Below are 24,718 nucleotides of genomic sequence, written 5' to 3'. Positions count from 1 at the left end.
GCTTGTGTTCGTTCTTGTAAAGACTGATGCTGATCAGGTTTGAATGAGTGTCATTGTTAAAAAGATATGTTTAGTGTTCGACTGGTTTTCAAGCGTATGCCTGTGCGCAGTAAAGCCGGGCGCTGTTGTTTGGTCAGGTTTTGCGTGACTAATTGTCCGCTGATCTTTGCATCTGCCTTTGCGCCGGCTTGAGTGTAAAATTATCAAACGATTTCAAATGGGAAACCGGACGATGAAGCGCTTGTTGAAATGGGTTGTACTCAGCCTGCTTGGTTTGTTGGTCATCGCATTTACAGGTGTGAGCCTGTATATATACAGCAAGCGTGTACAGCGTAGCGGCGAAATCGTCCTGTCCGGTCTGCAGGCTGAAGTCACTGTCAATTATGACGAGCGTGGCGTGCCGCATATACAGGCAAAAAATGAGGCTGACCTGTATCGCGCTCTCGGCTATGTCCATGCGCAGGATCGCCTGTTCCAGATGGAGATGGCGCGCCGCCTGGCGCGCGGTGAGCTGGCAGAAATTCTTGGCCCCAAACTGCTGGATGCTGATCGCTTATTCCGTACCCTGGGTTTGCGTCAACACGCAGATGAGTATGTTGCCAGGCTCGACAAGAATTCAGCAGCCGTCAAGGCATTGTATGCCTATCTGGATGGCATCAACCAGTTCCAGGCCGGTCATGCAGCACCACTGGAATTTGATTTGCTGGGCATACCCAAACGCCCATTCACAGCAGAGGATACCGTTGCAGTCTCAGGCTATATGGCCTATAGCTTTGCAGCTGCATTCAGGACCGAACCTGTATTGACCATGGTGCGAGACAAGCTGGGGCCGGATTATTTGCGAATTTTTGATCTGGAATGGCACCCCAGGGGGGTAGTCAATACACAACTGTCCTTGCAACAGGCCGACTGGGATAAGCTCCAGCGCATCGCACGCACCAGTCAGGAGGTGCTGGAAGAATTTGGCCTGCCACAAATGGAAGGCAGTAATGCCTGGGTCGTTTCTGGCAGCAGGACCGCCAGCGGCAAGCCCTTGCTGGCAGGCGACCCGCATATTGCCTATTCCGCACCGGCTGTCTGGTACGAGGCGCACCTGAACATGCCGGGGTTTGAATTGTATGGTCATTACCAGGCGCTGAACCCGTTTGCCCTGTTGGGCCACAAGTCGTATCACGGCTGGACTTTGACCATGCTGCAAAACGACGATCTTGATTTGATCGCAGAAAAAGTCAATCCACAAAATCCCAACCAGGTATGGGTCAAAGGTAAATGGGTCGACATGCAGAGTCGTGAAGAAATCATCAAGGTCAAAGGTGCAGAGGCATTGAAATTGCAGCTGCGTCGGTCACCGCACGGCCCTATCATTACTGACGCGTTCAAAGATAATCTTGGTGAAGCGTATGCGGGCAAGCCTGTGGCGATGTGGTGGGCATTCCTGGAAACAGAAAATCCTGTGCTGGAAGCATTTTATGAACTGGGACGCGCCAAAAAATCGGATATGGCCGGTGTTGCCGCCAGCAAGATCCATGCACCAGGTTTGAACGTGGTCTGGGCTAATGCTGCTGGCGACATAGGCTGGTGGGCCGCCGCAAAACTGGTCAGCAGGCCGCAAGGTGTCAACCCCGCCTTTATTCTTGATGGCGCCAGTGATGAGGCCAACAAGTTGGGCTTTACTGAATTTGCTGACAATCCGCACGAAATCAATCCCGCACGTGGCTTTATCGTATCGGCCAATCAGCAACCTTTACCCAATGCTGACTTTTCCATACCTGGTTACTACAATTTGCCGGAAAGAGCGCGCCGTCTCGAGGCTTTGCTGGCGCAGCCGGGCATGAGGTGGGATGTCAAAAACAGTCAGACGCTTCAGCTTGATACGCAAACCGGCTATGCGGCGCAGGTGTTGCCGCATCTGTTGCCAGTGTTGCGCAGACAGGTCAGCGATGATGAAGGCAAGCGTCTGTTAGGCCTGCTTGAAAATTGGGATGGCAGTTATCAGCTTAATAGCGTTGCCCCAGTTTTATTCAGCCAAATGCTGTATCAGGTCTGCTTTGTTGCCATGGCAGATGAGCTCGGTGAAGCACAATTCAAGAATCTGTTGCGCTCGCGCGCACTTGATTTTGCCTTGCCGCGCCTGCTCGCTGACGAGCAGTCTCCCTGGTGGGATGATCGTAACACGGCAACAAAAAAAGGACGTGACACAGTCATCAAACTGGCCTGGACAGACAGTATTACCCATCTGAAAAAAGTCCTGGGGGCTGATAGCAGGCAATGGACCTGGGCCAGAGCGCATACGCTGACGCACAAACATCCTTTATCACAACAAAAACCTTTGGATAAATTATTCAATGTCGGCCCTTTTGCTGTTGCCGGTGGACGTGAAGTGCCGAATAACCTGTCTGGTCCCATCGGCCCGGCACCCTGGGAGGTTACTTACGGTCCCTCAACCCGCAGACTGATTGATTTTGGCGATGCCAGCAAAGCCCTTGGCATCAACCCGGTTGGTCAAAGCGGTGTGCTGTTTGATGCCCACTACAATGATCAGGCGGCCAGTTTTGCAGTGGGCAGTTATGTGCCGCAATACCTGAGCGCCAGGGATGTGGCCGCGCATACCAGAAGCACACTGCTGATGCGCGGGAAATGACATTGCATTGAAGGGGCGTTATCTTCAGCGCTTTTTTAAAAAGCCACTTGCCCCTCATTTGCTCAGCAGGCGCATTCCGCGTTCCAGGCCTTCTATGGTGACCGGGAACATGCGATTGCTCATGATCTGACGTATGACTGAAATTGACTGACGGTATTGCCACAAACCCTCAGGTTCTGGATTAAGCCAGATGTATTTGGGGAAAGCCGAGGTAAAGCGCTGCAGCCAGGTTGCCCCGGCCTCTTCATTGTTGTATTCAACCGAGCCACCGGCCTGCAAGATTTCATAGGGGCTCATGGTGGCGTCGCCGACAAAGATCACCTTGGTATCCGGTGTGTATTTGCGCAAGACGTCCCAGGTGGGGAATTTTTCTGCGTGACGGCGCCTGTTATTTTTCCACAAGTAGTCATACACGCAGTTATGGAAATAAAAGAATTCCATATTCTTGAATTCTGTCTTGGCTGCCGAGAATAGCTCTTCAGTCTGGGCAATATGGTCATCCATGGTGCCGCCCACGTCGAGCAGCATGAGCACCTTGATGTTGTTCTTGCGTTCAGGCTGCATCTTGATATCAAGGTAGCCGGCGTTGTTGGCCGTGGCCTTGATAGTGGCGTCAAGCGCCAGTTCTTCTTCTGCACCCTGGCGGGCAAATTTGCGCAGACGGCGCAGGGCGACCTTGATGTTGCGGGTGCCGAGTTCGCGTTCAGCATCATAATCGCGGAAGGAGCGTGCTTCCCATACCTTGACAGCGCTGCGGCCACCCCCTTTACCGCCTATGCGTATACCCTCGGGATTGGCGCCGCCATTACCGAAAGGTGAAGTGCCGCCAGTACCTATCCATTTGCTGCCACCTTCATGCCGCTCTTTTTGCTCCTTTAGCAACTCTTGCAGCCTGTCCATCAGCTTGTCATAGCCAAATTTTTCGATAGCGGCTTTTTGCTCATCAGTCAATTCACGCTCCATGCGCTTCATGAGCCAGTCCAGTGGTATGTCCGGGCGTTTTTCAAAGATGGTGTCTATGCCTTTGAAGTACAGACCGAAGGCTTTGTCAAATTTGTCATAATGCGCCTCATCCTTGACCATGATGGTGCGCGAGAGGAAATAAAAATCATCGAGGGACATGCTGACCAGACCTTTTTCCATGGCTTCCAGCAGCATCAGGAATTCCTTGATGGATACTGGTATCTTGGCGTCCTTTAATGTAAAGAAAAAATCGATCAGCACTTTTTGCCCCCTAAACTATCATTCTTCATATCGGATTTGCATATATTGCAAGTTTCTTTTTACGCCCGGCCATTCAGTATTGAGTATGCTATAGATCACGGTGTCGCGTATGCGGCCATCCGGCATGATCATATGGTTACGCAACACCGCATCACGCTTGGCACCCAGGCGTTCTATGGCTGCCTGTGAGCGCCGGTTGAGCCAGTCAGTGCGAAACTCGACCGCGATGCAGCCAAATACTTCAAAAGCATGTTCCAGCAATAATAACTTGCATTCAGTATTCACCGGGCTGCGCTGCACTCTTTGTGCATACCAGGTGTAACCAATTTCGGTGCGCCTGTTATTCATGTCCATATTACAGTATCTGGTTGTTCCTATGATTTTGCCACTGCTGTTTTCACGAACCACAAAGGGGATCGCCTTCTGCTGTTTTTGCATGTCGAGGGCAGTATCGAGCCAGCGCTGGGTGTTTTCTGGCGAGGGGACCGAGGTATAAAACAAGCGCCATAATTTACCGTCTGCTGCGACGGCGGCCATATCTGCCAGGTGTTGCTGCTCCAGAGGCTCAAGTGTGACGTATTTGCCGCGCAGGGTTATGGGTGTGCAGTTCATGTATTGCCTTTCAGTGTAAGATTTGCGATCTGCTTGATGGGTATCATGCGGGCATCATGCAAAATGCGCTGCCACAAATGGGTGGCTAAATGTGTGGCTTTAAGCACAAGTTTTACATCATCAGCACGGCGAGGATAGATACAGTCAGACAAAATTTAATGATGACAGCGCAGGGAACTGCTTATTTACCCCTGATAGTTACGGAGCGTGGCAGTTTTGTTGAATGAAACGAAGAGTATACTTGCTAACAAAAATAAATCCGGTTATACTGCAAAGCTGTATAGAATTTTTGCGGCGTGGCATTTATAAATCAAATGTTTTGACCTCGTCGCTTTGACCACGTTTAGGAAATCTCATGGCAAATACCGCACAAGCACGCAAACGTGCTCGTCAAGCAGTTAAACTGAATGCACACAACTCCAGCCAGCGCTCCACGCTGCGCACAGCGATCAAAGCTGTTCGTAAAGCAATCGAAGCCGGCGACAAAGCTGCTGCTGCAACAATTTTCCAAAATTCCGTATCGGTTATCGACCGTATCGCTGACAAGAAAATTATTCACAAAAACAAGGCAGCTCGCCATAAGAGCCGTCTGGCTTCCGCTCTGAAAGCACTGGCTTAATTTATCAAGCCTGGCTTGGCATTTGCAGCAAGTCTGTAAACTGCTTCAGTAGCCGATGTAAAAAAACCGCAATTTATTGCGGTTTTTTTACTTTGCCTTCTGCTTTTTGGTTTTTATTCTGGAATCCTGAATTTGCTGACGGGCTTGTTCTATTGAAATGAGTGTGCTCGAAGCAGGTTTTGCTGCAGGCGTAAAAAAAGGCAGGATAATCCTGCCTTGATTTGAAGTTGCGCTAATCTTACTTGGAAGCAGATGCGGATGCTGCGGATGCTTCTTTCGCTTTTTTATGTTTCTTCGCTTTTTTAGCTGGCTTGGAAGCGTCAGTAGATGCAGCTGCTGCTGCAGAAGCGGATGCAGCAGGAGCAGATGCTTTAGCTGAAGGAGCGGATGCTTGAGCAAAAGCGGCAGTAGCGAACAATGTGGCTACCAGAGCGGCGATCAATTTTTTCATTTTGTGTGTCCCTCAAAAAAAGTTGGATAAAGGCGATTCAATCGAATCATGGTAAATAACGCGTCCGGTCACCTGGGCGTTGACAGGAATTCTAATTAATTTAAATCGTTTCGGGATTTATTTCTGAATTTTTGTGCAAATATTGTCTAAACTTTAACTTCCTGCCATTCGCCAGGCATCAATGGATGGGTTTCCAGCGAATAGCCTCCTATACTACTGCGGATAAGACGCAAGGTTGGCAGGCCAACGGCTGCCGTCATGCGCCTGACCTGGCGGTTTTTTCCCTCAGATAAAGTCATCGCCAGCCAGCTGGTGGGTATGCTGGCGCGCTCGCGTACTGGTGGGTTGCGTGGCCATAGCCATTCTGGCTGGTGGATATGCCTGACTATGCAGGGTTGGGTGACAAAATCACCAAGATCGATAGGCTGCCTCAGTTTGTCCAGGGCTGCATGGTCAGGCGTGCCTTCAACCTGCACCAGATAAGTCTTGGGCTGTTTGTGGTCAGGATGGCTGATACGGTTTTGCAGCTGGCCGTCATCCGTCAGCAATATCAATCCCTCACTGTCAGCATCAAGCCTGCCTGCCGGATATATGCGCGGTATCTTGACGTAATCGGCCAGGGTGGGTCGGGTGGGGTGGGCCGAAAACTGGCACATCACGTTAAAAGGTTTGTTGAGCAAAATCAGTTTCATGGCAATATGGTAACCGTAAAATGCCAGGCATAGCCATGTCTGTCGCAACGACTATTGTCATCGCTATTGCAATATCTGATATGACAAAACCGGTTTTGGTTGCCGGTAGTGGTTACGCCTGATTGTGGGTGACTATGATGAGAGTTGCCATCCAGGCAAAGCAAATGGAAATCAGCCCTGGCTGGCGGCGGTAAAGCTGACAAACTGATGGCATACGGTAAAATAGTAGTGCATAATACGAAATGATGGTCTTGTGTCTTATAGAAGAGTTACTGTCCTGGCTGATTGAATTGCTGTAAAAACAGGCTATGATGGTACTGCTCTTGGCATGCAAGGCAAATGATGAGAAAAGCGCGACCCGCTTGATCGCCCACCTACGGAGAAAACGATGTATCAACATATTAAAGTACCTGCTGAAGGTAAACAAATTACCGTCAACGCTGACTTTTCATTGAATGTTCCTGATAATCCTATCATTCCTTTTATTGAAGGCGATGGTACCGGTGTTGATATCAGCCCTGTCATGATCAAGGTCGTTGATGCGGCCGTGGCAAAAGCCTACGCAGGCAAGCGCAAAATCAGCTGGATGGAAATCTATGCCGGTGAAAAATCCACTAAAGTCTATGGCCCGGACGTCTGGCTGCCAGAAGAAACACTGAAAGTACTGAAAGACTACGTCGTTTCCATCAAAGGCCCATTGACGACACCGGTTGGCGGCGGCATCCGTTCCCTGAACGTGGCCTTGCGTCAAGAGCTTGACCTGTATGTCTGCCTGCGTCCAGTACGTTATTTCAAAGGCGTGCCATCCCCAGTACGTGAGCCAGAAAAAACTGACATGGTCATCTTCCGTGAAAACTCTGAAGATATCTATGCCGGTATCGAATTCGCTGAAGGCTCTGACCAGGTTAAAAAACTGATCAAGTTCCTGACTGAAGAAATGGGCGTCAAGAAAATCCGTTTCCCAGAAACTTCCGGTATCGGCGTCAAGCCAGTATCCCGTGAAGGTACTGAGCGTCTGGTACGCAAAGCGATCCAGTACGCCATCGACAATGACAAGCCATCCGTGACTATCGTCCACAAGGGCAACATCATGAAGTACACCGAAGGTGGCTTCCGTGACTGGGCGTATGCTTTGGCACAAAAAGAATTCGGCGCTGAACTGATCGATGGCGGCCCATGGTGCAAGTTCAAGAATCCGAAGACAGGCAAAGAAATCACTGTCAAGGATTCCATCGCTGATGCTTTCTTGCAGCAAATCCTGTTGCGTCCGGCAGAATACAGCGTTATCGCTACACTGAACCTGAATGGCGACTATATCTCTGATGCGCTGGCAGCACAGGTCGGTGGTATCGGTATCGCCCCAGGCGCCAACCTGTCTGACTCTATCGCCATGTTTGAAGCAACCCACGGTACAGCACCGAAGTACGCTGGCAAAGATTACGTGAACCCGGGTTCCCTGATCCTGTCCGCAGAAATGATGTTGCGTCACATGGGCTGGGTAGAAGCGGCTGACCTGTTGATCAGTTCCACAGAAAAAGCCATCACGGCCAAGAAAGTCACTTACGACTTCGCTCGCCTGATGGAAGGCGCGACACAAGTGTCTTGCTCCGGTTTCGGCGACGTGATGATTGAGAACATGTAATTTCAGAAGTACTGTTCTGCATATGAAAAAACGGCCTCCTTTCAGAGGCCGTTTTTTTTGTATGCATCACTGGACTACATCAGGGCTACGGGACTACATCACCACATTGTTCAAGGCATACCGTATCAAATCTGCCTGACCCTCAATATTGAGTTTGCGTTTGATATTGAGCCTGTGGGTCTCCACTGTCCGCACGCTCAGCCCCAGTTCACGGGCGATGTGTTTGTTGGACTTACCGGTGGCGATACATTTCAGGATGGATTGCTCCCTCAGTGTCAATGTCTGGCTGCTTTCAGTAGAGTCCCCCTGTTTTTTCAGGCCGGAACTGAAATACGTGCCACCGGCAATGACCGTATCGATTGCTTCTATGATTTCTACTGCCGGCGCATCCTTGAGTACGTAGGCACGGGCGCCTGCCTGTATGGACTGGTTCACGTATTCGGTTTTTTCATGCATGGACAACATGATCACGGCAATGTCAGGATATTCTGCCTTGAAGCGGGCAGTCAGGCTGATGCCATTGCCAGTCCCCAGGTTGATGTCCATCAGCACCAGGTTGATTTTTGTGTTGGCGGCGATGGCCAGGGCTTCTTCGGCGTTACCTGCCTCCCCGGCAACGTGGATGTTGGCGATGGTTTCCAGCCGGGCACGCAGGCCGTCCCTGACCAGCGGGTGATCGTCAACCAGTAGCAAATGTACTTGTTGTGCTGTCGGCATGGGCTGGACCTGGTCTGGCTGTTGGTCGCTCATGTATCTTCTCCATTGGGAATGCGGGCAATGACGGTCGTGCCCGCGTTATTCGATTGTAATTCCAGGCTGCCGTTGATGGCGGCCAGCCGCTCACGCATGTTCGACAAGCCTATGCCGCGGTGAGGGTGATTGGCGACGCCCTTGATGTCGAAGCCATGGCCGTCGTCGCTGATGGTCAGGCAGATACTGCTGCCCTGGCAATGCAGCTGCATGCTTACATGACTGACTTTTTCGGCGTGCTTGTGAATATTGGTCAGTGCTTCTTGTGCCACGCGGAACAATACTGTGTTGCTGATTTCGTTCAGAGCATGAAAGTCGCCCTCAGCCTGGAAACTCACCGGCAGCGAAGTAGCACTCTCAAATTCATCTGCCAGGTGGCCAAACGCAGCCACCACGCCCAAGTCATCAAGCAGGGCAGGGCGCAAGTTGTGTGAGATGCGCCGTACTTCGCTGAGAGCCTCATTGAGCTGGTCTGTGGCGCGGGAAAACGAGTTCCTGGCACCGTCCTGGTTGCCATTGTTCTGGCTCAGCTTGACCAGACCCGATTCTATCTGCAATTTGACAGACACCAGCAGCTGGCTCAGGCCATCATGCAAATCACGTGAAAGGCGGGCGCGTTCGTCTTCTTGTGAGCTGACTACGCTCTGTGCCAGCACCTTGAGCTTGGCTTCAGCCAGCCTGGATTCGCTGATATTCAATGCCAGGCCCGACAGGGCGATCAACAAGGCACTGATAATCGCAATGCCGGCAATCCAGGACATGGTGCGCTGTATGTTTTTTGCGACTTGTACGTCAATTTTGTTGAGGGCGTCATCCACATCATCAAGGTATATGCCGGTACCCAGCATCCAGCCCCATTTTTCCAGCATGACGACATAACCCAGCTTGGGCATGACCTTGTGGATTGATGGTTTTTCCCATAAGTAACGTACGGCTCCGCCGCCGGATTTTGCCTTGTTCAACAAATCCTGAATGGTGAGATTGCCCTGTGGGTCGGTCATGCCTGACAGATCCTTGCCTACCAGTTCAGGCTGGCGGGGATGCATGAGGTTTTTACCCTGCATGTCGTAGATGTAAAAATAACCGTCATCGCCAAAATCGAGCGCAGCCAGGATTTTCTTGGCTTCTTCCTGGGTAAGTGCGCTTTGCTGCCTGGCGTTGTATAAATGAGAGATTGCCGCTGTCCCAAGGTTGACATAGTGCTTCAGTTCAGCCTCTTTGCTGGCCAGGTAGGCCTGTTCTATCGTGCTTCTCTGCTGTTTGGCTAAAAAGGTGGCTTGATAGAACACGGCGACTGCAATGCCTGCAAAGGCTAATAGCAGGGGGGCAACCGCGAGCAGGATGATTTTGTACCTGAGCTTCATCAAGAAAATGTAAACCGGGACTTTATAAAGACGCTTACTTTAACTTTTAAAGCCAATTTAAGCAAAATCGATATGTCGATTTTAGTCAGGAAGAGTGGGAAAAAAAGCCCCGCAATTGCGGGGCTTTTTAAAAAACCAGAATCTGAGAAGAATCAGAGATTAAGGGTTTTGAATGTTGGAAGCTTGCTTGCCTTTAGGGCCTTGCGTGACTTCGAACGTTACTTTTTGACCTTCTTTCAGGGTCTTGAAGCCGTTCATCTGGATTGCGGAGAAGTGGGCGAACAAATCCTCACCACCGTCATCCGGAGTGATAAAGCCGAAACCTTTGGAATCATTGAACCACTTGACGGTACCTGTTGCCATAATGCATCTTTCAAATAGAAACTAATCACACGAGCCGTAAAAGCAAGAAACCTAGCACTACGCTACCTCCCCCTTGACCTGCTCACTTCATATTGACGATTTACTACTTTATTTGTCAATAAATATCATTCTTGGCGGAAAAAAAGCTAAAGTCAAGAAACTTCTGGTTACAAAACTGCTAGTTTTGCAGTACTGTTGTATTTTTACTTAATGACAAGAAAATCCTGTTGTACGGCGAATGAAGAAATAGATTTGTCATTGAAACTTGATCTAAAGAAATCTGTCACCATCTGCGGAGAAAGCGGAAAGGGCGTAACATTTGACCGAGGTGGAAATTAAGCTGTTTTTATTCGCTTATTATTTGTCTCTGGATCGAATCAACGTACTAGAATATACGTATGGGAAACAAGCAAGAAAACGGTACGATACTGGAACGTCAGGCACAGAAGCTGAAACCGCCTTCCATGTATCAGGTTATTTTACTCAACGATGACTATACTCCTATGGAGTTTGTGGTCGCGATCGTTCAGGAATATTTTAATAAGGATCGTGAGACTGCGATGCAGATCATGCTCAAAGTGCACAGGGATGGCAAAGGGATATGTGGTGTCTATTCCAAAGATATTGCGCTGACCAAAGTGGAACTAGTATTAACGCATGCCCGTAAGGCAGGACACCCCCTGCAATGTGTGATGGAGGAAGTATGATTGCGCAAGAACTCGAAGTCAGTCTGCATATGGCCTTTGTCGAGGCCAGGCAGGCTCGTTATGAATTCATCACGGTCGAGCACCTGCTGCTGGCCTTGCTGGATAACCCTTCTGCTGCGGAGGTCTTGAGGGCCTGCGCAGTCAATATTGAGGATTTGCGCAAAACCCTGGGTAATTTCATTACAGATAATACCCCCACCGTACCTGGCACCAATGAGGTCGATACCCAGCCCACGCTGGGCTTCCAGCGCGTGATACAGCGCGCGATCATGCATGTGCAATCGGCATCGAATGGTAAAAAAGAAGTGACCGGCGCCAATGTACTGGTTGCGATCTTTGGTGAAAAAGACTCGCATGCTGTGTACTATTTGCATCAGCAGGGTGTGACTCGTCTCGATGTGGTGAATTTCATATCACATGGCGTGCGTAAAGACAGCCATAACGAGCCGCAGAAGTCGCCTGAAGGCACCGAAGAGAATCAGGCTGAAGGTCAGCCTAAAGAAAACCCGCTTGATCAGTTCACCCAGAACCTAAACAAGGCTGCTGCTGAAGGCAAGATTGATCCGCTGATTGGCCGTGACAATGAAGTTGAGCGTGTGATCCAGATACTGTGCCGTCGTCGCAAGAATAATCCTTTGCTGGTCGGCGAAGCTGGTGTCGGCAAAACAGCGATTGCCGAGGGCCTGGCATGGCGCATCACCCAGAGCGATGTCCCTGATATTCTGCAAAATGCAGTCGTGTATTCACTCGATATGGGTGCTTTGCTGGCCGGGACCAAATACCGTGGTGATTTTGAATTGCGCCTCAAAGGCGTTCTCAAGCAGCTCAAAGATACGCCAAACGGCATCCTGTTCATCGATGAAATCCATACCATCATTGGTGCCGGTTCGGCATCGGGCGGTACGTTGGACGCATCCAATCTCCTGAAGCCGGCTTTGTCCAGCGGACAGTTGAAATGCATAGGTGCGACCACCTATACGGAATATCGCGGTGTGTTTGAAAAAGATCATGCCCTGTCACGTCGATTCCAGAAAATTGATGTCAATGAGCCAACGATTGAGCAGACTGTGCAGATCCTGCGCGGCCTCAAGGCCAAGTTTGAAGAGCATCACAATGTCAAGTATTCTGCTTCCGCGCTGACTACGGCGGCAGAACTGTCGGCGCGCTTTATCAATGACCGTCATTTGCCTGACAAGGCCATTGATGTCATTGACGAGGCGGGTGCTGCTCAACGTATTTTGCCCAAGTCCAAGCAAAAGAAAACCATAGGCAAGGCCGATATCGAAGACATCATTTCGAAAATTGCCCGTATTCCGCCGCAGACCGTCAACCAAGATGACCGCAGCAAGCTGCAAACCATAGAGCGCGACTTGAAAAACGTGGTTTTTGGCCAGGAGCCTGCTATTGAAGCCCTGTCATCGTCGATCAAGATGGCGCGTGCAGGTCTGGGCAAGACAGACAAGCCTATCGGCTCTTTCCTGTTCTCCGGCCCTACCGGTGTTGGCAAGACCGAGGTGGCGAAGCAACTGGCCTTTACCCTGGGCATAGAGCTGATCCGTTTTGACATGTCGGAATATATGGAGCGTCATGCCGTCAGCCGCCTGATTGGTGCGCCACCAGGCTATGTCGGTTTTGACCAGGGTGGTTTGCTGACTGAAGCCATCACCAAGAAACCACATGCTGTCTTGCTGCTGGATGAAATTGAAAAAGCGCATCCGGATGTTTTCAACATCCTGTTGCAGGTGATGGACCATGGCACGTTAACAGATAACAACGGTCGCAAGGCGGATTTCCGCAATGTGATTATTATCATGACGACCAATGCTGGCGCCGAAAGCCTGCAAAAACGCTCCATCGGTTTCAACGACAACAAGGAAGCCGGCGACGAAATGGCCGACATCAAGCGTATGTTTACGCCTGAGTTCCGCAACCGCCTGGACGCGATCATCAGCTTCCGTGCACTCGACGAAGAGATCATTTTGCGTGTGGTTGACAAGTTCCTCATGCAGCTTGAAGAGCAATTGCATGAGAAAAAAGTGGAGGCCACATTTACAGATAATTTGCGCAAGTTCCTCGGCAAGAAAGGATTCGATCCTTTGATGGGCGCGCGACCTATGGCGCGTTTGATACAGGACATGATACGCAAAGCCTTGGCGGATGAGCTCTTATTCGGTAAGCTGGTAACAGGTGGACGCGTGATTGTTGATCTTGACGATAAGGACCAGATAAAACTGGAGTTTTCGGAAGGTGACGCAACACCGCCAGAGGCATCACAAGAGGTGGTCGAAGTCGAATAAAGCCACACTTGCTGCCCCGGTTCAAACCCGGGGCATTTAGTTAATAGTTATATATTAATAGTTGTATATTTTTACGTGATGGAGAATAGTATGGCAGGCCTTACACTTCCAACATATGTACTTGAATATACGACCAAGACCATAGATGCCGTACTTTCCCAGACTGCCCTGGAAGGCGGCGAGGTTGAGATTGATGTCTATGAGCGTAACGATGCCAGCAAAAAACATGTGGCATCCGGCAAGCGCCTCAAGGGTGAGGGTGACATGTTTCGGGTATCCGTCAGTACTGGCGCAGGTCAGCATAGTGATGACTGGAATTACACCATTTTGCGCGAATCGGCAGGCCGTAGCCGTAAAATGAAAAAATAACAAAGATCCCGGGTAGTGATTAAATCACCCGGGGTTTTGCTTTTTCAGGCTTCCCTGCACCGATATTCAGCCTGCCATGGTTTCTATCACGGGTGAGCTGGTGATGGTCTTATGCACTGGACATTTGGCGGCAATTGCCACCAGCCTGCTGCGCTGTTCCTCGGTCAATTCTTCTCCGTGAAGGATGACTTCCTTCTTGAATATGTCCTGCATGCCTTCTTTGTGATGGCTCAGTTTCACTTCGACCTTCTCCAACGGGTAGGCATGCTGGCGGGCATACCAGCGCACCGTCATAGCGGTACATTCCCCCAGCGCCGCAGTCAGCATGTCATATGGGGAAGGCCCTAGGTTGCTGCCACCGGCATCAACAGGTTCGTCACCTTTGAGGGTATGGCCAGATACGTCTATTTGAACGGCAAAGCCGCTTTCGCCAGTTTCACTGACATGGGCAAAGATGGTTTGTTCAGTCATGATATTTTTCTGTAACTTTCTGTCATTATTCGGGGAGAGGGATAAATTCATCATCGCCAGGGACTTTGGCAAAGCGACCGGCTTTCCAGTCACTTTTTGCCTGCTCTATACGGGCTTGTGACGTTGACACAAAATTCCAGAAAATAAATCTTTCTTCTGGCAAGGTGGCGCCGCCCAGTAACACCAGGTGGGTATCGCTGCGTGCAGTAATGACGACATTGGCGCCTTCGGCAAACACCGGCATGCACAAGGGCTGTATCACGTCATCTCCGATGTTTAACTCACCTGATATCAGGTAAAGGGCACGTTCTGCATAGTCGGCAGGTACCTGCAATTGCGTACCGGCCGGCATTCTGGCTTCTACATAAAACAGCGGGCTGTAAATCTTGACCGGCGCGGTATGGCCATAAGCAGTGCCAGCGATCAGGGTTAGTGCTACCTTGTTCAACTCAAACCTGGGCAGACTGGCAGCATCATGGTGATGAAATTCTGGCTCTACCTCTTCAAACTCTTTAGGCAGAGCAACCCAGCTTTGCAAGCCGTGCATGTTGCGCGTCTGCGCTTTTTGGGCTTCGTTGTTGCGCTCAGAATGCGTGATGCCACGACCAGCCGTCATCCAGTTGACAGCGCCTGGCAATATCTCTTGTTCGCTGCCGAGGCTGTCGCGATGATACATGCTGCCTTCAAAAAGATAGGTGACCGTTGCCAGCCCTATGTGCGGGTGCGGGCGTACATCCATGCCTTGTCCTGCCGAAAAAACGGCAGGACCCATATGGTCGAGAAAAATAAAGGGGCCAACCAGATGACGTTTGGCAAACGGTAAAATACGGCCAACGGTAAACCCGCCGAGGTCTTTGCTGCGGGCAGGTATGGTCAGACTGATGACGCTCATGGTGATATTCCTTTTTCAAAAGCGTTTTGTGAAGAAAAGCTTGATCATGTCATGGGCAGAAATAACTGATGACAAGAAGGCCTTTATTTGCGGCGATCCTAAATCCAAAGTATCTGTTTGAAAGCGCGTACTTTCTATTGCGCTGCAAAAAGCTCAATTCGAATTATTATATTTGATATAATTTTCGGATGATATATGGCCTGCGTGTTCGAACAGGATATTTGCATTGCCTCAGCTTTCAAAGCAGATACCCTGTATCGTACAAGCTTCGCCGTCGTCATGTCCGTCAGGTTAATGCAACGAGAAATAGCCATTCAAACCGAGCCAAGAAATTAAATGCAGCCACATGCACTGAGTCATTTGCCGCAGTTGTTCAGTGCCATGAGCCTGTTAAAGATGATGCATCGTTGTTTGCAATATTTTTTGGGCTCTGCAATTGCCTGCGTTTGCCTGAGTGCCTGTACTTTTGTCAAATTGAATGAAGACGCTAAAGTCTTTTACTCCTCAACAGTTTTTGTCGGTAGTGTCTCAAGCGATGTGCCCTGGGACAAACCTGTCGTGGTTGCCGCGTACAGTAAACATGACGGACGATTGGAAATTGCCCACTATACCGTGTTGCATGAACCGGGCGCTTATGAATTGATTGTGCCCAAGGGGCAGTACGGCATATTTGCTTTTGGTGATGCGAATGGCAACCTGCGACTGGATACGGGCGAGCCAGTTGGTCAATATGCCTCCTCCGTGGAGGCTATAGGAACAGGTGTTGTGGCTGAACTCAATTTCGTGATTTCTCCCGTGGCGCAAGCAGTTGCGACTGCCGTGCCTGCAGGTACCGTGATTGCCGAACCACCGATCAATGGCAAATTGCACAGTACACAGATAGGTGCAATCGCCGAACTGGACCTGCCTGTTTTTTCCGCAGAGTTTGGCAAGAGTGGCTACTGGGCACCGGTAGATTTTTTCAAAAAGGCGGGTGGCAATATCTATTTCCTGGAAAAATACGATCCTGCCAAAATACCTGTCCTGTTCGTCCATGGTGTTGCCGGCTCCCCGCAAGACTGGAAATATTTTATCGAGCACCTGGACCGCAACAGGTACCAGCCCTGGCTGTTTTATTACCCGTCCGGTGCTTCACTCGACTCCATGTCTTATCTGCTGTACTGGAAATTGACAAACCTGCAGCGACGCTATCACTTCGACAGAATCTACTTTACCGCACACAGTATGGGCGGCATGGTAGTGCGTTCTTTCTTAAGCAATTATGGTGCGGAATTTCCGGTGGCCAGACTATTCGTTTCATTGTCGACCCCCTGGGGGGGCGATACCATGGCTGACAGTGGCGTACGTTATTCGCCAGTCATAGTGCCTTCATGGAATGACATGCAGTCGACGGGCCGTTTTGTACAAACGCTGTTTGAGAAGCCGCTACCACCTGAACTTGACTATTACCTGTTTTTTGGCCATGGAGGCAGTTACAGCCTGCTGCATTCCGCCAATACTGACGGCAGCATCACACTGGCCAGCGAATTGCGGGCAGATGCGCAGGCCGATGCCAGGATGGTCAAGGGTTTCAACGAAAGTCATGTCAGCATTCTGTCTTCCCCCGAAGTTTTTCGCCAATACACCGCTGTGCTCGCCACCGCCGATAAAAAATACGCAAGCCGTAGTGCGGGCAAAGGCGATAGCGGTAACCTGAGTATTGCCTTTACCTACGAGGTGAAAGGCAATATACCCAAATCTGATCCTCTACTGTTACTGACCCCCGTTGATGGCAGCCGTGAAAAAATTCTCCTGCCCATGAGTGCACATGATAGCGGGGTAGCGCTGGGGCCGATCCCGCCCGGTGAATATACGGCAAGTGTCGTTGCATATGGTTTTGCGACTGTGCCAGCCAAAACCCCGGTGCTCATCAGTAATGGCAAAAAAGCTGAATTGAAATTTTCGTTCGTGCCGCAAGGGGTGTTGTCGGCCTACATAGGTGCAGAGATTAAGCCGGGCGACAATCCTGCCGGCAGTTATCGTGAACCGCATCAACACATCCAGATAGAATCCATCACGCTGACCGGGGAAAAAGAAAGTCGTACACTGACAGCCAGCGATGAAATCAGGGAGCGCGATCTGGGCGTTGATGCCTACCTTGCCGGTCGCGACTACAGTTTTCAGTCCTCGTTCTCTTTTGTGGGGCTGAAAGAAGGGCAGTATGAACTGCGCGTCAAGGCCAGGGGGTATCAGCCATACCGGCAAACTTATCACATCATCCCCGGTCAATATGCGTATCTGAAGCCTATAGATTTGACTCCATTAAAAAACTGAGCGCATCCATCAGGCTGTTTTTGAACATTCGTTTTTACTTACCAGATAACCATCATGAAATTACTCGCTTTCGCTGCCAGCAGCAGCAAAAAATCTGTCAACAAACAACTGGTCACTTATGCCGCCAAGCTGGTTGCAGGTGCCGAGATTGAAGTGCTGGATTTGAATGACTATGAATTGCCGCTATTTAGCGTTGACAAAGAAGCTGAACTTGGCAAACCTGTGCTGGCCCAGGCTTTCCTGGACAAGATCGCTGCCAGCGATGCCATCCTGGTTTCTTTTGCCGAGCATAATGGTTCGTACAGCGCCGCCTACAAAAACCTGTTCGACTGGTGCTCACGCGCCAATGGCAAGGTATTTCAGGGCAAGCCCATGGTGATGCTGTCAACTTCGCCTGGCGCGCGAGGTGGCGCAAGCGTACTGGCTGCAGCCACTACATCTGCCCCATTCTTTGGTGGGCAGTTGAAGGCGAGTTTATCTGTACCGACGTTTTATGAGAACTTCGACGTGGAGAAGCAGGAACTGAAGAATGAGGAATTGAAAACTAAATTGCTTGCTGCCCTGGCTACGCTGGCTTGAATAGTGATTAACGGCTGTGCTACTGATATGCGTTGTTTAATGACGGTGACCGCGGTATCGCCACTCCAGCACAGACTGGAGCGACGTAGCTGTGGTTGCCGTTGATTGACCCCGCAAATATTCTCAATGCTTGCCAGTACTGCCAAAACCGCCTTCACCACGCTCACTCTGACCAAACTCATCAACGACATTAAAGCCCACTTGCAATACCGGCACGATGATCAACTGTGCCAGCCTGTCCATGGGCTGTAGTGTGAATTCTGCCTGGCCACGGTTCCAGGTTGAGACCATCAGCTGCCCCTGGTAATCGGAATCAATCAAGCCAACCAGGTTGCCGAGTACGATGCCATTTTTATGTCCCATGCCGCTGCGCGGCAAGATCATGGCGGCATAACCAGGGTCAGCGATGTGGATGGCCAGGCCAGTAGGGATCAGCACGGTCTGGCCAGGTTGCAGGGTGATAGCTTCGTCTATGCAGGCGCGCAGGTCAAGACCGGCGCTGCCTGGAGTGCCATAGGATGGCAAGAAGTCTTTCATGCGGTTGTCGAGGATTTTCAGGTCTATGTTTTTCATGTTCTTGAATAAAATGAAGGTGCTCAAGGGCGAAAGTCCCTTGAGCCGGAATGAATGGCTTACATCAGGCTGGTACGCAGGGCGATTTCTGCGACCAGTTGCGTAGCCAGGGTTTGCTTGTCTGCAGGCGGGAGTTTGATGTGGCCGTGGTCGTCAAACAGCACCAGTTCGTTTTCATCCTTGCCAAAGGTGTGATGGCCGATATTGCCTGCCAGCAGAGGTACGTTTTTCTTCTGGCGTTTGGCTGCGCCATATTGCAGCAGGTTTTCTGATTCTGCTGCAAAGCCTACGCAATAAGGGGGATTCGGCATGGCGGCGACGCTGGCGAGGATGTCCGGGTTTTGCGCAAATTGCAGTTGCGGCATATCGCCATCGCTGGTCTTTTTCAGTTTCTGGGGGCTGGCATTGGCCACGCGCCAGTCCGCTACTGCCGCAACCGCAACAAACACATCCTGCTTTTGTTGCCTCAGTTGTGTGGCGACAGCATCAAACATTTGCTGGGCAGTCTGTACGTTAATGCGATGCACACCATACGGTGCATCCAGTGCTGTCGGGCCAGACACCAGGGTGACGATGGCACCGGCTTCCCAGGCTGCCTGGGCAATCGCATAACCCATCTTGCCGGAGGACAAGTTGGTGATGCCGCGTACCGGGTCTATCGGTTCAAAGGTCGGGCCTGCGGTGAGCAGTACATGTTTGCCCGCCAGGGTCTTGGCCTGGAAGGAGGCGATGATCTCCGTCAATAACTGATCCGCTTCCAGCATGCGGCCCATACCGGTTTCGCCGCATGCCTGGTCGCCTGCCGCCGGGCCCATGACTTGTATGCCATCAGCCTTGATCTGCTGCACATTGCGCTGAGTTGCCGGGTTTTGCCACATTTCTACATTCATGGCGGGGGCTATCAGCAATGGCACATGCGCCGGGCGGGCGATGCACAGGGTAGACAGCAAATCATCGCAGGCGCCATGCGCGAGCTTGAACATGAAATCAGTGCTGCAGGGGGCAATGACGATGGCGTCGGCATCACGGGTCAGGTCGATGTGCGGCATATTATTGTGTATGCGCGCATCCCATTGGTCGGTGTAGACCGTATTGCCTGACAGTGCCTGCATGGTCACCGGTGTAATGAAATGGCAAGCGGAATCTGTCATCACGACCTGTACGCTGGCCCCTGCTTTGCCGAGGGCGCGCGTCAGTTCGGCAATCTTGTAGCAGGCGACACCGCCTGTCAGGCCCAGGACGATTTTTTTGCCAGTCAGTCGCAGATTCATGTCGCTACTCCTTATTTCTTCACACGGCGTAATTCATCCAGTATGAATAATGCCGCACCCACACAAATCGCGCTGTCAGCGACGTTAAAGGCTGCGAAGTGATAAATTTCCTTGTAGTGGAAATCCAGAAAATCGATGACATGCCCATACAGCAGCCTGTCAATGACATTACCCAGTGCGCCGCCCATGATCAGCGTCAGGGCCGTACAAAACAGTTTTTGCCCGGCGTGACGTTTGAGCAGGTAAATGATGTAAGTTGCTGCGATCAAGCCGATGGCAGTAAAGAAATAACGTTGCCAGCCACCTTCGGCAGCCAGGAAGTTGAAGGCGGCCCCCTGGTTATAAGCCAGGGTCAGGTTAAAAAAAGAAGTGATGCTCAGGGTCTCGCCGTAGGCAAAGGCCTTGTTTATCGTCACTTTGGTTACCTGATCAAGCAAGATGATGATGGCTGCCAGGCCCAGCCAGGGTACCAGGCTGGAGCCTGAAGAATTATTGGATGCAGCAGAACTTTTTTTTGTTGCCATTGGCATTGAACTCTTTTGTCGTCTTGGTTAATGCAGGCCGGCTCAGGTGTATACCTTCCCGGCCTGCATGACTTGGGGGTGCTCAGGCAAAGCGACGTGCTTCGCCCTTGCCAAACAAGTTGCTGACACAACGGCCACACAGGGCAGGGTGTTCTGCGTGGCTGCCTACGTCCGCACGATAATGCCAGCAGCGCTCGCATTTTTCATATTTGGACGGGGTGACTGCTACCGCTTCTTCTGCTTCGCTGGCTACCTGTTCCACGCCTGCCGCTGAAGTGATCAGGGTAAATTTCAGGTCATCGGCAAAGCTGCTCAGTACCTCAAATTTGCTGCCACTGGCCTTGATCGTCACTTCTGCCTGCAAGGAAGAACCTATGCCGCCGGCAACCCGAACTTCTTCCAGCTGTTTGGTGACATCATTGCGCACTGCACGCAAGGCTGCATATTTGGCCAGTAAGGCTACCGCATCAGCGACCTCTGGCAGGCTGTAATAGGTTTGCGTGAAGATGGTTTCATCGCTGTCCTTGTAGGCATCGGTGCTGGCAAAGAATTGCCAGGCTTCTTCAGCAGTAAAGGACAACATCGGCGCCATCAGGCGCAGCAGTGATTGCGTGATATGCCAGATGGCAGTCTGGGCAGAACGGCGTGCATGTGAAGTCACACCGCTGGTGTACAGACGGTCCTTGAGGATATCAAGGTAAAAGCCGCCAAGGTCTTCAGAGCAATATGATTGCAGCTTGCTGACCACGGGGTGGAATTCAAATGCCTGGAAATGTGCAACGACCTCAGCTTGTAATGCCGCCATGTTGGCAATGGCGTAACGGTCGATTTCCAGCATGTCGCTGACAGCAACGCTGTCTTTGGCGATATCAAAATCGGACGTATTGGCCAGCAAGAAGCGCAAGGTATTGCGGATACGGCGATAGGCTTCTGTCACGCGCTTAAGGATTTCGTCGGATATCGACAGCTCGCCTGAATAGTCAGATGACGCTACCCACAGACGCAGGATATCTGCACCCAGGGTGTCAGATATCTTTTGCGGCGCCAGCGTATTGCCCAGGGACTTGGACATTTTCTTGCCATCACCGTCAACAGTAAAACCATGTGTCAGCAATGCTTTGTAAGGCGCACGGCCATCGAGCATCGATGCGGTCAGCAATGAAGAGTGGAACCAGCCACGATGCTGATCAGAACCTTCGAGATACAGGTCGGCCGGGAAGTCTGACTGCTCTTTGTGTGAGCCACGTAATACTGTCTGGTGCGTGACACCAGAGTCAAACCACACATCCAGCGTATCGCGGTTTTTTACGTACATGGCAGCTTCGTCGCCAAGTAAATCGGCAGCCTCGAGTTTCTGCCAGGCTTCTATGCCTTCTTTTTCTATGCGCAGGGCGATCTGTTCCAGCAACTCCGGCGTGCGTGGATGCAGTTGGCCAGTTTCTTTGTGCAGAAAGAAGGCCATAGGCACCCCCCATTGACGCTGGCGTGACAGCGTCCAGTCAGGGCGGTTGGCGATCATGCCATGCAGACGAGCCTTGCCCCAGGCGGGGAAGAAGGCGGTGTCATCAATGGCTTTCAACGCTGTCTGGCGCAGACTGTCGCCACCGGCTTTGGGCGTGTTGTCCATGCTGGCAAACCACTGTGAAGTGGCGCGATAGATGATAGGTGTCTTATGACGCCAGCAATGCATGTAGCTATGCTCAAACATCTTGAACGCGAACAGGGTGCCAGCTTCGCGCAGTTTGTCGCAGATAGGTTTGGATGCTTCCCAGATCGTCATGCCGGCAAAGAATGGCAGGCTGGATGCAAATTTGCCATCACCCATGACAGGGGCGATGATGTCGTCATCCTTCATGCCATGCGCCTTGCAGGACTGGAAATCTTCTATACCATAGGCAGGAGCAGAGTGGACCACGCCGGTACCAGTTTCTGTACTGACATATTCACCCAGATAGACTGGGGAAAAACGGTCGTAACCAGTATCCAGTGACGACAATGGATGTTTGAATTTGATTTCAGACAGATCAGCACCCAGGCAAGTGGCGATGACTTCGCCAGTCAGGCCATAGTTGGTCAGGCTTGCTTCAACGAGGTCTTTGGCCAGGATCAGCAGGATGTCTACACCTTCGCGCTGGGTCTTGACCAGTGCGTAAGTGATTTCCGGGTGCATGTTCAGCGCCTGGTTGGATGGGATGGTCCATGGCGTTGTAGTCCAGATAACGCAATAGCCTTTATCCAGTGGCAGTTTGTCCAGCTTGAAGGCGGCAGCCAGCTTGTCATGTTCAGCAAACGGGAAGCCAACGTCGATGGAAGGGTCGCGTTTGTTTTCATATTCGACTTCAGCTTCGGCCAGGGCAGAGCCGCAGTCAAAACACCAGTTGACCGGTTTCAGGCCGCGATAGACGTAGCCTTTTTCCAGCAGTTTGCCGAGCGCGCGCAATTCATCGGCCTCATTGCCAAAAGCCATGGTTTTGTAGGGGTTATCCCATTCACCGAGTACGCCCAGTCGAATGAAACCTGCTTTTTGTTTTTCTATCTGTTCATTCGCATATACACGTGCCTTGGCATGTACCTCTGCCACAGGCAGGTTCTTGCCAAACAGTTTTTCTACCTGGATTTCGATAGGCATGCCATGGCAGTCCCAGCCTGGTACATACGGTGCATCAAAACCAGCCATGGTGCGGGCCTTGACGATCATGTCTTTCAGGATTTTGTTGACAGCATGACCAAGATGGATATCGCCATTGGCATACGGTGGGCCATCATGCAGGATGAACTTGGGACGACCGGCGGAAGCCTTGCGTACGCGTTCATAGATTTTCTTGTCTTGCCATTCCTTGACCCATTTGGGTTCGCGCTTGGCCAGGTCGCCGCGCATGGGGAAGGCTGTTTCCGTCATATTGACAGGGTACTTACTGGCAGGTTTTGCCGCTTTATTTTCAGACATAATCAGTTTTCTATTTTTAAAATCAGGGTGAAGTCACTGCATACTGCAAGCGTGAGCTTCAAATTCGGTCAGTGGCAGAGCGGGCAGGGCGGTGGCTGTCGGCAAAGTAGGCGCGAGCCTGTTCCGCATCCTTGTTGATGGCTGCAGTCAAGGTTGGCAGGTCTGTATATTTTTCTTCATCACGCAGTTTCTTTAAAAATTCTATCTGCACGACTTTGCCATAAGCATGGCCGCTGTAATCAAATACATGGGTTTCCAGCAGCACGCGGCCACTGTCATCGACAGTCGGGCGAACACCCAGGCTGGCAACGGCTGGCAACGGCTCATCCGCCAGGCCATGTACCTGCACGATGAAGATACCGTTGAGGGCCGGTCGGTGATGGGCTATACGCAGGTTGAGCGTAGGAAAACCGATGGTGCGCCCCAGCTTTTGGCCGTGCACCACATGACCCGAAATATAGTAAGGATGACCGAGCAAGGCTTCGGCTTCATCAAAGTCAGCATTCGCCAGGGCCAGCCGTACTGCGGAAGACGAGATGCGCACCCCCTTGTTCTGGACGGAGGGCAGGGTTTCCACAGTAAAGCCAAAACGTGCTCCAGCCTCAGCGAGGGTGGCGATATCGCCTGCACGTTTGGCGCCAAAGCGAAAATCTTCACCCACCATGACCCATTTCACATGCAGGCCATCAACCAGGACTTTTTCTATGAAGTCTTGCGGTGATAAAGAAGCAAAATGGGCATTGAAATGTTCCACGATGACACGGTCGACACCAGCGGTTTGCAATGATGTCATGTTGTCACGCAGGTTGGCGATGCGCGTCGGCGCTTTGGACAGGTCGCCCATCATCTGCGCAAAAAAAGCGCGCGGATGTGGTTCAAATGTCATGACGGCAGCTTCCAGCCCCAGGCGCGTGGCCGCATCCCGCAAACGGGCAAGCAAAGCCTGATGACCAAGATGCACGCCATCAAAATTGCCTATCGCCAGTGCGCAAGGGGCACGGGAGGCAGCATTGGGTAGTCCGCGAAATACCTTCATTGTTTCCAGAAAACTGCTGCAAAACCAGAGATTATAAATGCTTTCGTCTGGCTATAGACCTGATCTGAGGTGGAAATGTAAATTTCACAAGGGATTAATTTGTGAAATCATCACATTTCTCAGCATTTGGTGCATGAATCAATGATGATGCGACCACAAAACGTCATTGGAACTCAGGTAGGAGGCGACCGCTTCCTTGTTGCCGGTCGCATGTTTCATGATTTCGCCGCAGCTGCAAATACCCTGATAAGGCTGAATGTGAGAGCAGGCAGATACTTTTTGCAGGAAAACCTGGACGGATTTGCTGCAGTTTTTGCATTTGAAGGTCAGGATACGGGCGGGCTTGTTGATCATGATGCTAATTTTCCAAACAATTTATTC

At 51.1% G+C, this 24,718-nt stretch carries 23 protein-coding genes; 8 read left to right on the top strand and 15 right to left on the bottom strand.

The window, feature by feature from the left end:
* Nucleotides 1-232 precede the first annotated feature (232 nt).
* Nucleotides 233-2,641 carry a penicillin acylase family protein gene (locus tag LZ463_RS23930; protein WP_241458814.1) on the top strand — a complete coding sequence of 803 codons (2,409 nt, stop codon included), beginning with the start codon at nucleotides 233-235 and terminating at the stop codon, nucleotides 2,639-2,641.
* A gap of 54 nt (nucleotides 2,642-2,695) precedes the next feature.
* On the opposite strand, the gene LZ463_RS23925 is transcribed toward LZ463_RS23930, so the two are convergent.
* Nucleotides 2,696-3,865, bottom strand: a complete 1,170-nt coding sequence (locus LZ463_RS23925) for a vWA domain-containing protein (RefSeq protein ID WP_241458813.1) — start codon at nucleotides 3,863-3,865, stop codon at nucleotides 2,696-2,698.
* Nucleotides 3,866-3,883: 18 nt separating this feature from the next.
* The gene (locus tag LZ463_RS23920) at nucleotides 3,884-4,477 is read right to left on the bottom strand and encodes a GNAT family N-acetyltransferase (protein WP_241458812.1); all 594 of its coding nucleotides are present in this window, start codon (nucleotides 4,475-4,477) and stop codon (nucleotides 3,884-3,886) included.
* 355 nt (nucleotides 4,478-4,832) lie between these two features.
* On the opposite strand from LZ463_RS23920, the gene rpsT reads away from it, so the two are divergent.
* Complete coding sequence (gene rpsT / locus LZ463_RS23915; RefSeq protein ID WP_162058396.1) at nucleotides 4,833-5,096, top strand: 30S ribosomal protein S20; 264 nt, start codon at nucleotides 4,833-4,835, stop codon at nucleotides 5,094-5,096.
* A gap of 238 nt (nucleotides 5,097-5,334) precedes the next feature.
* Here the strand turns inward: rpsT and LZ463_RS23910 are convergent, their stop codons facing one another.
* Nucleotides 5,335-5,547, bottom strand: a complete 213-nt coding sequence (locus LZ463_RS23910) for a hypothetical protein (protein WP_241458811.1) — start codon at nucleotides 5,545-5,547, stop codon at nucleotides 5,335-5,337.
* 146 nt (nucleotides 5,548-5,693) lie between these two features.
* Entirely contained in the window at nucleotides 5,694-6,239 is a 546-nt protein-coding gene (locus LZ463_RS23905) for a pseudouridine synthase (RefSeq protein WP_241458810.1), read from the bottom strand.
* A 388-nt stretch (nucleotides 6,240-6,627) separates the two neighbouring features.
* On the opposite strand from LZ463_RS23905, the gene icd reads away from it, so the two are divergent.
* Nucleotides 6,628-7,881, top strand: coding sequence for an NADP-dependent isocitrate dehydrogenase (gene icd / locus LZ463_RS23900; RefSeq protein ID WP_241458809.1), 1,254 nt, complete (start codon nucleotides 6,628-6,630; stop codon nucleotides 7,879-7,881).
* 93 nt (nucleotides 7,882-7,974) lie between these two features.
* Here the strand turns inward: icd and LZ463_RS23895 are convergent, their stop codons facing one another.
* The 3 genes from LZ463_RS23895 to LZ463_RS23885 form a co-directional block, all read right to left on the bottom strand.
* Complete coding sequence (locus LZ463_RS23895; protein ID WP_241458808.1) at nucleotides 7,975-8,631, bottom strand: response regulator transcription factor; 657 nt, start codon at nucleotides 8,629-8,631, stop codon at nucleotides 7,975-7,977.
* The gene (locus LZ463_RS23890; protein ID WP_241458807.1) at nucleotides 8,628-9,995 is read right to left on the bottom strand and encodes a cache domain-containing protein; all 1,368 of its coding nucleotides are present in this window, start codon (nucleotides 9,993-9,995) and stop codon (nucleotides 8,628-8,630) included. Before LZ463_RS23890 ends, LZ463_RS23895 begins: the two co-directional genes overlap by 4 nt.
* Before the next feature lie 159 nt (nucleotides 9,996-10,154).
* Nucleotides 10,155-10,358, bottom strand: coding sequence for a cold-shock protein (locus tag LZ463_RS23885; protein ID WP_162021162.1), 204 nt, complete (start codon nucleotides 10,356-10,358; stop codon nucleotides 10,155-10,157).
* 398 nt (nucleotides 10,359-10,756) lie between these two features.
* Here LZ463_RS23885 and clpS point away from each other — a divergent pair, with 398 nt between their 5' ends.
* The 3 genes from clpS (at nucleotide 10,757) to LZ463_RS23870 (ending at nucleotide 13,731) form a co-directional block, all read left to right on the top strand.
* Nucleotides 10,757-11,065, top strand: a complete 309-nt coding sequence (clpS, locus tag LZ463_RS23880) for an ATP-dependent Clp protease adapter ClpS (protein ID WP_110257372.1) — start codon at nucleotides 10,757-10,759, stop codon at nucleotides 11,063-11,065.
* The gene (gene clpA, locus LZ463_RS23875) at nucleotides 11,062-13,362 is read left to right on the top strand and encodes an ATP-dependent Clp protease ATP-binding subunit ClpA (RefSeq protein ID WP_241458806.1); all 2,301 of its coding nucleotides are present in this window, start codon (nucleotides 11,062-11,064) and stop codon (nucleotides 13,360-13,362) included. The genes clpS and clpA overlap by 4 nt, the downstream gene beginning before the upstream one ends.
* A gap of 90 nt (nucleotides 13,363-13,452) precedes the next feature.
* Entirely contained in the window at nucleotides 13,453-13,731 is a 279-nt protein-coding gene (locus LZ463_RS23870; RefSeq protein ID WP_241458805.1) for a hypothetical protein, read from the top strand.
* Between the two features lie 66 nt (nucleotides 13,732-13,797).
* Here LZ463_RS23870 and LZ463_RS23865 read toward each other — a convergent pair whose 3' ends face one another.
* Together LZ463_RS23865 and LZ463_RS23860 are read right to left on the bottom strand one after the other, a co-directional pair.
* On the bottom strand, nucleotides 13,798-14,202 hold the full coding sequence (locus LZ463_RS23865) for an OsmC family protein (RefSeq protein WP_241458804.1): 405 nt from the start codon (nucleotides 14,200-14,202) through the stop codon (nucleotides 13,798-13,800).
* A gap of 25 nt (nucleotides 14,203-14,227) precedes the next feature.
* Nucleotides 14,228-15,094, bottom strand: a complete 867-nt coding sequence (locus LZ463_RS23860; protein WP_241458803.1) for a pirin family protein — start codon at nucleotides 15,092-15,094, stop codon at nucleotides 14,228-14,230.
* 336 nt (nucleotides 15,095-15,430) lie between these two features.
* On the opposite strand from LZ463_RS23860, the gene LZ463_RS23855 reads away from it, so the two are divergent.
* The gene (locus LZ463_RS23855; protein ID WP_241458802.1) at nucleotides 15,431-17,407 is read left to right on the top strand and encodes a lipase family alpha/beta hydrolase; all 1,977 of its coding nucleotides are present in this window, start codon (nucleotides 15,431-15,433) and stop codon (nucleotides 17,405-17,407) included.
* A gap of 54 nt (nucleotides 17,408-17,461) precedes the next feature.
* Nucleotides 17,462-17,986 (top strand): NADPH-dependent FMN reductase, encoded by a 525-nt coding sequence (locus tag LZ463_RS23850; protein ID WP_241458801.1) that lies wholly within the window; start codon nucleotides 17,462-17,464, stop codon nucleotides 17,984-17,986.
* 123 nt (nucleotides 17,987-18,109) lie between these two features.
* On the opposite strand, the gene dut is transcribed toward LZ463_RS23850, so the two are convergent.
* The 6 genes from dut to LZ463_RS23820 form a co-directional block, all read right to left on the bottom strand.
* A complete protein-coding gene (gene dut / locus LZ463_RS23845; protein WP_241458861.1) occupies nucleotides 18,110-18,559 on the bottom strand; it encodes a dUTP diphosphatase in 450 nt (149 codons plus the stop codon).
* A 59-nt stretch (nucleotides 18,560-18,618) separates the two neighbouring features.
* On the bottom strand, nucleotides 18,619-19,824 hold the full coding sequence (coaBC, locus tag LZ463_RS23840) for a bifunctional phosphopantothenoylcysteine decarboxylase/phosphopantothenate--cysteine ligase CoaBC (protein WP_241458860.1): 1,206 nt from the start codon (nucleotides 19,822-19,824) through the stop codon (nucleotides 18,619-18,621).
* Nucleotides 19,825-19,841: 17 nt separating this feature from the next.
* A complete protein-coding gene (gene lspA / locus LZ463_RS23835) occupies nucleotides 19,842-20,354 on the bottom strand; it encodes a signal peptidase II (protein ID WP_241458800.1) in 513 nt (170 codons plus the stop codon).
* An 82-nt stretch (nucleotides 20,355-20,436) separates the two neighbouring features.
* Nucleotides 20,437-23,301, bottom strand: coding sequence for an isoleucine--tRNA ligase (gene ileS, locus LZ463_RS23830; RefSeq protein ID WP_241458799.1), 2,865 nt, complete (start codon nucleotides 23,299-23,301; stop codon nucleotides 20,437-20,439).
* Nucleotides 23,302-23,359: 58 nt separating this feature from the next.
* Nucleotides 23,360-24,337 carry a bifunctional riboflavin kinase/FAD synthetase gene (locus LZ463_RS23825; RefSeq protein WP_241458798.1) on the bottom strand — a complete coding sequence of 326 codons (978 nt, stop codon included), beginning with the start codon at nucleotides 24,335-24,337 and terminating at the stop codon, nucleotides 23,360-23,362.
* Between the two features lie 138 nt (nucleotides 24,338-24,475).
* Nucleotides 24,476-24,691, bottom strand: coding sequence for a hypothetical protein (locus LZ463_RS23820; protein ID WP_241458797.1), 216 nt, complete (start codon nucleotides 24,689-24,691; stop codon nucleotides 24,476-24,478).
* Nucleotides 24,692-24,718: the final 27 nt, after the last annotated feature.

The organism is Undibacterium paludis (assembly GCF_022568815.1).
Classification (GTDB): domain Bacteria; phylum Pseudomonadota; class Gammaproteobacteria; order Burkholderiales; family Burkholderiaceae_D; genus Undibacterium.
Note: the sequence above shows the minus strand (reverse complement) of the source record. Positions and strands in the feature narration are given on the sequence as shown.

Excerpts from the sequence above, each read along its gene's own strand:
- LZ463_RS23885 (WP_162021162.1), bottom strand. The coding sequence starts at position 10,358 with ATGGCAACAGGTACCGTCAAGTGGTTCAATGATTCCAAAGGTTTCGGC.
- LZ463_RS23890 (WP_241458807.1), bottom strand. The coding sequence starts at position 9,995 with ATGAAGCTCAGGTACAAAATCATCCTGCTCGCGGTTGCCCCCCTGCTA.
- LZ463_RS23825 (WP_241458798.1), bottom strand. The coding sequence starts at position 24,337 with ATGAAGGTATTTCGCGGACTACCCAATGCTGCCTCCCGTGCCCCTTGC.
- clpA (WP_241458806.1), top strand. The coding sequence starts at position 11,062 with ATGATTGCGCAAGAACTCGAAGTCAGTCTGCATATGGCCTTTGTCGAG.
- LZ463_RS23855 (WP_241458802.1), top strand. The coding sequence starts at position 15,431 with ATGCAGCCACATGCACTGAGTCATTTGCCGCAGTTGTTCAGTGCCATG.
- rpsT (WP_162058396.1), top strand. The coding sequence starts at position 4,833 with ATGGCAAATACCGCACAAGCACGCAAACGTGCTCGTCAAGCAGTTAAA.
- icd (WP_241458809.1), top strand. The coding sequence starts at position 6,628 with ATGTATCAACATATTAAAGTACCTGCTGAAGGTAAACAAATTACCGTC.
- LZ463_RS23820 (WP_241458797.1), bottom strand. The coding sequence starts at position 24,691 with ATGATCAACAAGCCCGCCCGTATCCTGACCTTCAAATGCAAAAACTGC.
- LZ463_RS23860 (WP_241458803.1), bottom strand. The coding sequence starts at position 15,094 with ATGAGCGTCATCAGTCTGACCATACCTGCCCGCAGCAAAGACCTCGGC.
- LZ463_RS23850 (WP_241458801.1), top strand. The coding sequence starts at position 17,462 with ATGAAATTACTCGCTTTCGCTGCCAGCAGCAGCAAAAAATCTGTCAAC.
- LZ463_RS23870 (WP_241458805.1), top strand. The coding sequence starts at position 13,453 with ATGGCAGGCCTTACACTTCCAACATATGTACTTGAATATACGACCAAG.
- clpS (WP_110257372.1), top strand. The coding sequence starts at position 10,757 with ATGGGAAACAAGCAAGAAAACGGTACGATACTGGAACGTCAGGCACAG.
- LZ463_RS23920 (WP_241458812.1), bottom strand. The coding sequence starts at position 4,477 with ATGAACTGCACACCCATAACCCTGCGCGGCAAATACGTCACACTTGAG.
- LZ463_RS23910 (WP_241458811.1), bottom strand. The coding sequence starts at position 5,547 with ATGAAAAAATTGATCGCCGCTCTGGTAGCCACATTGTTCGCTACTGCC.
- LZ463_RS23865 (WP_241458804.1), bottom strand. The coding sequence starts at position 14,202 with ATGACTGAACAAACCATCTTTGCCCATGTCAGTGAAACTGGCGAAAGC.
- LZ463_RS23930 (WP_241458814.1), top strand. The coding sequence starts at position 233 with ATGAAGCGCTTGTTGAAATGGGTTGTACTCAGCCTGCTTGGTTTGTTG.
- lspA (WP_241458800.1), bottom strand. The coding sequence starts at position 20,354 with ATGGCAACAAAAAAAAGTTCTGCTGCATCCAATAATTCTTCAGGCTCC.
- LZ463_RS23905 (WP_241458810.1), bottom strand. The coding sequence starts at position 6,239 with ATGAAACTGATTTTGCTCAACAAACCTTTTAACGTGATGTGCCAGTTT.
- dut (WP_241458861.1), bottom strand. The coding sequence starts at position 18,559 with ATGAAAAACATAGACCTGAAAATCCTCGACAACCGCATGAAAGACTTC.
- ileS (WP_241458799.1), bottom strand. The coding sequence starts at position 23,301 with ATGTCTGAAAATAAAGCGGCAAAACCTGCCAGTAAGTACCCTGTCAAT.
- LZ463_RS23895 (WP_241458808.1), bottom strand. The coding sequence starts at position 8,631 with ATGAGCGACCAACAGCCAGACCAGGTCCAGCCCATGCCGACAGCACAA.